Here is a 5,364-nt window from a genome sequence, read left to right on the forward strand (position 1 = left end):
GGTTCGGTCGGCAGCCTCAACCCCATATGTCCTCACCAGATCATCGTAATGCAGCCGCTCCGCACCGTAGCCGGCCCAGAGACGGCGCTGGGAGAGGGGCTCGGTTTTCTCTTCGTACCAACCGGCGGAAATGTAGTAGGTTCCCGGGGCCTTGCGGAATTCACGTCGGTAGACTGCGTCGCCGCCCAAAAAAAGGGCGATGCAGTCGTGCACCCGTGGGATGGCCATGGGAACGTCGCCGGCTTTGACACCTACCGATCCGCGGCCGCAGATACCATAGCCGATGACGATTCGCGACGCGTCACCCGCAGCGTTGATCTCGTCTACAGCTCCCTGGAGTTTCTCCCGCAGCAGGTTCGGCCGATCGTGGAGGCCGGCCTCCAGGAACCGGAATACGACATCCATCCCCAGCCGCTCGACTGCGTGACGCAGGTCAACGGATAGAACGGCACAGGCGACGACATATATCTTCTTTTTCACAATCATCAAACTCCTCGTTCTTCAGGTTTCGGTGCAGTCATCTCCGCCGACACAGACGCGCATCCTCGGGCGAAACGGAAACTTTCCTGCTGTATATTTGCTATAATATAAAGATATTGTATTCGAATCTCAATAAAAATGTTTCCCGAAACCCTACACTGCACCAAGGCCGCCCGAGTCATCTCGATTCTATTGTAACTCAACTTTCGACTTTCATGATGGTGACCGGATAGATACGGCCTGTGAAAGTCGAAAGTTGAGTTGTAAAAAACCCTCCATAGGTGTAAATATCTCTGGCGTCGTACAGGAAAACCATCAACGTTTCCGTCACAAGGGAGAGGAGAGATGAACGTCCGTTTTCTGCAGCCCCATCAAACCGAGGAGGCAATACGGGAGACCCCTGCGTCCGCCTGGTTCGGCGTCATCCGGTCAGTCGGATGACAGGGCGCATGGCGCCAACGAACATCCCGACGCCCCGACTTCGAGGGGTGCATGGCGCCGCCGCCAACGCTCCCGTGGGGGTCTTTGACTCCGGGATGGGCGGCTTGTCTGTGCTTCGTGAAATCCGCAAGGCGCTGCCGGAGGAGAATCTGCTCTATGTCGCCGACTCGGGCTACGCACCCTACGGCGACCGGCCCAGGGATTTTATCGAGAAACGGGCATCGGTCATCGCCGACTTCTTCCTGGTACAGGGGGTCAAGGCCATTGTGGCGGCCTGCAACACGGTCACGGGTGTTGCGGTCGACGGGCTCCGCACGCGCTGTCCCGTTCCGGTGGTAGCCATCGAACCGGCCATAAAGCCCGCCGCCGGCATGACGCGATCCGGGGTGATCGGCGTTCTGGCCACCCGGCAGACCATCGCCAGCGACAGAGTCTCACGTCTGATCGCCCGCCATGGAAACGGCGTGCGCATTCTCCTGCAGGCATGTCCCGGCCTTGTTGAGCAGGTGGAGCGCGCGGAGTTGGGCGGTCGGAAAACCGTCTCCCTGGTGGAAAACTATGTCACGCCTCTCCTCGAAAAAGGCGCCGACACGCTTGTTTTGGGGTGCACCCATTATCCATTCCTCTCACCCATGATCAAGGCCGTCGCCGGACCCACCATTACCGTGATCGACCCTGCCGCCGCGGTGGCGAAGGAGCTGAGACGTCGCCTCAATGCGGACAACATCGCATCATGCGGCAGCCGGCCCGGAACCGAACGCTTCTGGACCAGCGGCCCCATCGATCACGCAAGAAGGATCATCGGGGAACTCTGGGGATCCTGCCCCGACGTCCGGAGCCTGCCGTCATCCGACGACAACGAACACCACACCGGATAATCTTTCCAAATGGCGGATGTCATGGTCTTCAGGCATGGCGTTTCCCCGATATGCCGCGAGGGGGCAAAAGCCCCACCCGCAATTCGGAGATGGTATATCATACATCGGTGGGAATTATTCCACTCGATCTGGAGCGGGCTAAAACAGAACCCAGAGCAACCGTCCAGAAGACGCTTGACGTTTCATCCTTCCCGGTTTTATGAAGGATATGGCGAAATGATCCTGTTTAAGAAAGGAGATCTTTACAGAGGCGGTATGGATCGCTACAGCAGTTTTGAAAACCTTAACGCCTGCGAACGCCGAGGGATTGATTACCGCATTCGTTGGCGACTCGGAAGCACCGGTGTCGCCATTCTGAGTATCCACGGCGGTGAGATCGAGCCCGGGTCAACCCGAATCGCCAACGCCATTGCCGGATGGGATCATTCTTTTTACGCTTTTGAAGGCATCAAACCCGGCGGAAATCTGGCGTTGCACATCACCAGCACCCGATTTGACGAACCCACCGTCCTGGACATCGTCTGCCAATCGGATGTCGCCATCTCAATTCACGGCAGCGCGATCATGACCCCGATCGTCCATCTGGGAGGATTGGATGCCGAATTGAAGCATCATATACGCCGAGAGTTGCACGAATCGGGATTTCAGGCAACGGATTGCATAGATCGTCGTTTCGGTGCGACGAGTCTGAAAAACATCTGCAACCTGTGTCGCCGCGGCATGGGCGTTCAAATGGAAATCAGCCGCGGCTTGCGCCTCATGATGTTCCAGGACCTGACACCCGAAGGAAGGTACTATTCCACGGCGATCTTCACCCGGTTCACGGAGGCGGTTCGCAGGGCCGTCTCGCCCTTTGCGCTCATCTACGCGGAAACGCGGCCGCTTACCAATACGGATTGAGATATTCAATTGACGGCGATGAATTCGCTGTATACGAAAAAAAACGATTGGAATGAAACGATGCTAAGCCCGGATCTCCCAACACTGAACGACTCGGAAGGCGACGCGATCCCCCGCGGATTTCCGAGAGTGATTGACGCCCATATCCATATCTTCCCGGACAATCTCTTTGAAGCCATACGCCGGTGGTTTGATCGGAACGCCTGGCATATCCGATACGCCTTGACCGCCGCCGAAGTATTCGATTTTCTGTTGTCCCGGGGCGTAAATCATATCATCGCACTTCAATATGCGCATTCCCCGGGGATTGCAAGGGACCTGAATCAATTCATGGTACGGCAATGCCGGCGATACCGTGGCCGCGTTACCGGCATGGCCACCGTCTTTCCCGGCGAGGAGGGCGCCGATACGATCCTGCAGGAAGCTTTCGATGACGGTCTGGGCGGCGTAAAGCTCCATACCCATGTACAATGCTTCGACATCGATTCGGATGCCGCCCACCTCATCTTCGATGTCTGCCAATCCAACCGTAAACCGGTTGTGATTCATTTCGGAAAAGAGCCGAAAAGCCCTGTTTACCGGTGCGATCCCCATAAAATCTGCGCGGCCGACAAACTGGAAAGCGTTCTCGTTAATTTTCCAGATCTTCACATCTGTGTTCCCCACCTGGGCTTCAGCGAGATCCGCGAATACAGACAGTTGATCGAAAAATACGATCATCTCTGGCTTGACACCACCATGGTGTTGACGGACTATTTCCCCATCGCCGACCCCATAGACCTGAAGCACTATCGCCTGGACAGAATCATGTACGGATCCGACTTTCCCAATATTCCCTATGCCTGGGACAGAGAATTGAAACGGCTTCGGGATTCGGGACTTACCGACGAGGAGCTGGACAGGGTGTTGAATAGGAACGCATCGGAATTTTTCGCCATACGGGAGTCTCCCGCCTCATGATGCAATACCGCGAACCTAAAGCTCATCCCGGATCTTCGAGATCAGATGCTCCCGGATCCGTCGCATCTCCCGGGTTGACAGGACCATACCCGGCGCGATCTTCTTGATGACCCGCTTGATGATGAGTCGGACACGGCCGATGCTGAGATCGTACATCTCCGAGATCTCTCTGGGAGACCGTCCCTCCAGGAGCCAACAGACGATATCCTTGTTGCGGTCGCTCTCCCGACGATTCGGCCTGGGTTCTGTGATGGGCTCACCCTTGTCTTGTGTAAAGACGTCTTCCGGGGGACTCAGAAGCATCCAATGCGTGACGTGCCTGCTCGTTCTTCTTCCCTGGGATTCACGCCACACATTGGCGTCGGCGTCGTAGATCATGACGTTATAGCTGAAGTCTTTCAGGTCGGGGTGAGACACGAATGCCAACACCTCTTCCTCGGACGGCGGCAGCTCATCCTGGATGCTGGTCCATGAATACATCATTTGCGGTATCCTCCGAGACACGGTTGACGGTTGGTAGTCCGAGGTTCATATTATGCAGTTATGGACATACAAAATCAATATTCAACTTTCGACTTTCATGACGATGACCGGCACCGGCCTATGAAAGTCGAAAGTTGAGTCAATATATTTATAAAGGAACGTACAACATCGTGAACACCCGGTACCGTCTCATCTGTTACGCAAGCCTGATCGGCGCAATGATCCTCTGGTCCAGTTCTTTTCCCGCCTTGAAAATCGCGTTTCGCACCTACGATCCCGTGGTGGTGATCTTCGGACGCATGGCGGTGGCGTGCCTCTGTTTTCTGCTCTTTTTCCGGTATTTCAGATCGATTCGGCTCAAGAAAGGTACGATAAAATACCTGGTGTTCATGGCGTTTTGCGAACCGTGCCTCTATTTTATCTTTGAAGCCAAGGCCCTGGCGTATACCACGGCCTCCCAGGCCGGTATCATCGCCGGCACCCTGCCGCTTCTGGCTGCGGTGGCAGCTCACTATACCCTGAAGGAGCATCTGTCCCGACAGACGGTCATCGGGCTGGCCCTGGCCATTGCAGGATCGGGCTGGCTGAGCGTGACGGGTCAGGCATCGGAAAACGCTCCCAATCCGCCATTGGGCAACTTCCTGGAATTCGTGGCCATGATATGCGCCACAGGCTATATTATCACTCTGAAAAAGCTCAGCCGTTTTTATTCGCCGGTTTTTCTGACCGCAACCCAGGTTGCGGCCGGCTGCCTTTTCTATATGCCGCTGCTTCTGTTGCCGTCGACCACCCTGCCCTCGGAAATCGACATCCCGGGTCTCTTCGCGGTGGTCTACCTGGGCGCCTTCGTAACCATCGGCGCCTACGGTCTCTATAATTTCAGCCTCAGCCGCATTCCCGTCAACCAGGCATCCGTATTTGTAAACCTGATCCCGGTATTCACCATCATTCTCGGATGGCTGATCCTGAACGAACAACTCCTCCCCCAGCAGTATCTCGCCGCGGTTTTGATTCTGATCGGAATCTTCATCAGCCAGGGCGGGACGATATCCGAAGTTCCCGTTTCCCACGCCGTCGAGCCCTGCTCCGCATCGAAATAGCGACGGTGCCGCTACTCTTAACTTTTCAACTTTCATGATGGTGACCGGATGGATATGGCCGATGACAGCCGAAAGTTGAGTCAACTTCTTTCAAGCGCGCCGAATCCCGTCCCGGCGCCCAT

General features: G+C 55.8%; 6 protein-coding genes. 4 read left to right on the forward strand and 2 right to left on the reverse strand.

What is annotated here, in order from left to right:
* Positions 1 to 486 (reverse strand): DUF1638 domain-containing protein (locus AB7S84_RS16340; RefSeq protein WP_428155781.1); only part of this gene is annotated, 486 nt, incomplete at its 3' end.
* A gap of 443 nt (positions 487 to 929) precedes the next feature.
* Between AB7S84_RS16340 and murI the strand changes: the two genes are divergently transcribed.
* The 3 genes from murI (at position 930) to AB7S84_RS16355 (ending at position 3,659) form a co-directional block, all read left to right on the forward strand.
* On the forward strand, positions 930 to 1,799 hold the full coding sequence (gene murI, locus AB7S84_RS16345; protein ID WP_052018527.1) for a glutamate racemase: 870 nt from the start codon (positions 930 to 932) through the stop codon (positions 1,797 to 1,799).
* Between the two features lie 216 nt (positions 1,800 to 2,015).
* Complete coding sequence (locus tag AB7S84_RS16350; RefSeq protein ID WP_020876227.1) at positions 2,016 to 2,699, forward strand: poly-gamma-glutamate hydrolase family protein; 684 nt, start codon at positions 2,016 to 2,018, stop codon at positions 2,697 to 2,699.
* A gap of 129 nt (positions 2,700 to 2,828) precedes the next feature.
* Positions 2,829 to 3,659: an amidohydrolase family protein gene (locus AB7S84_RS16355; protein WP_428155784.1), complete on the forward strand. Its 831-nt coding sequence runs from the start codon at positions 2,829 to 2,831 to the stop codon at positions 3,657 to 3,659.
* Between the two features lie 15 nt (positions 3,660 to 3,674).
* Here AB7S84_RS16355 and AB7S84_RS16360 read toward each other — a convergent pair whose 3' ends face one another.
* Positions 3,675 to 4,142: a DUF551 domain-containing protein gene (locus AB7S84_RS16360; RefSeq protein WP_428155786.1), complete on the reverse strand. Its 468-nt coding sequence runs from the start codon at positions 4,140 to 4,142 to the stop codon at positions 3,675 to 3,677.
* 170 nt (positions 4,143 to 4,312) lie between these two features.
* Between AB7S84_RS16360 and AB7S84_RS16365 the strand changes: the two genes are divergently transcribed.
* Positions 4,313 to 5,242, forward strand: coding sequence for a DMT family transporter (locus AB7S84_RS16365; protein WP_428155788.1), 930 nt, complete (start codon positions 4,313 to 4,315; stop codon positions 5,240 to 5,242).
* Positions 5,243 to 5,364: the final 122 nt, after the last annotated feature.

This window comes from Desulfococcus sp. (assembly GCF_050178255.1).
In the GTDB taxonomy this organism is placed as follows: Bacteria; Desulfobacterota; Desulfobacteria; order Desulfobacterales; family Desulfococcaceae; genus Desulfococcus; species Desulfococcus multivorans.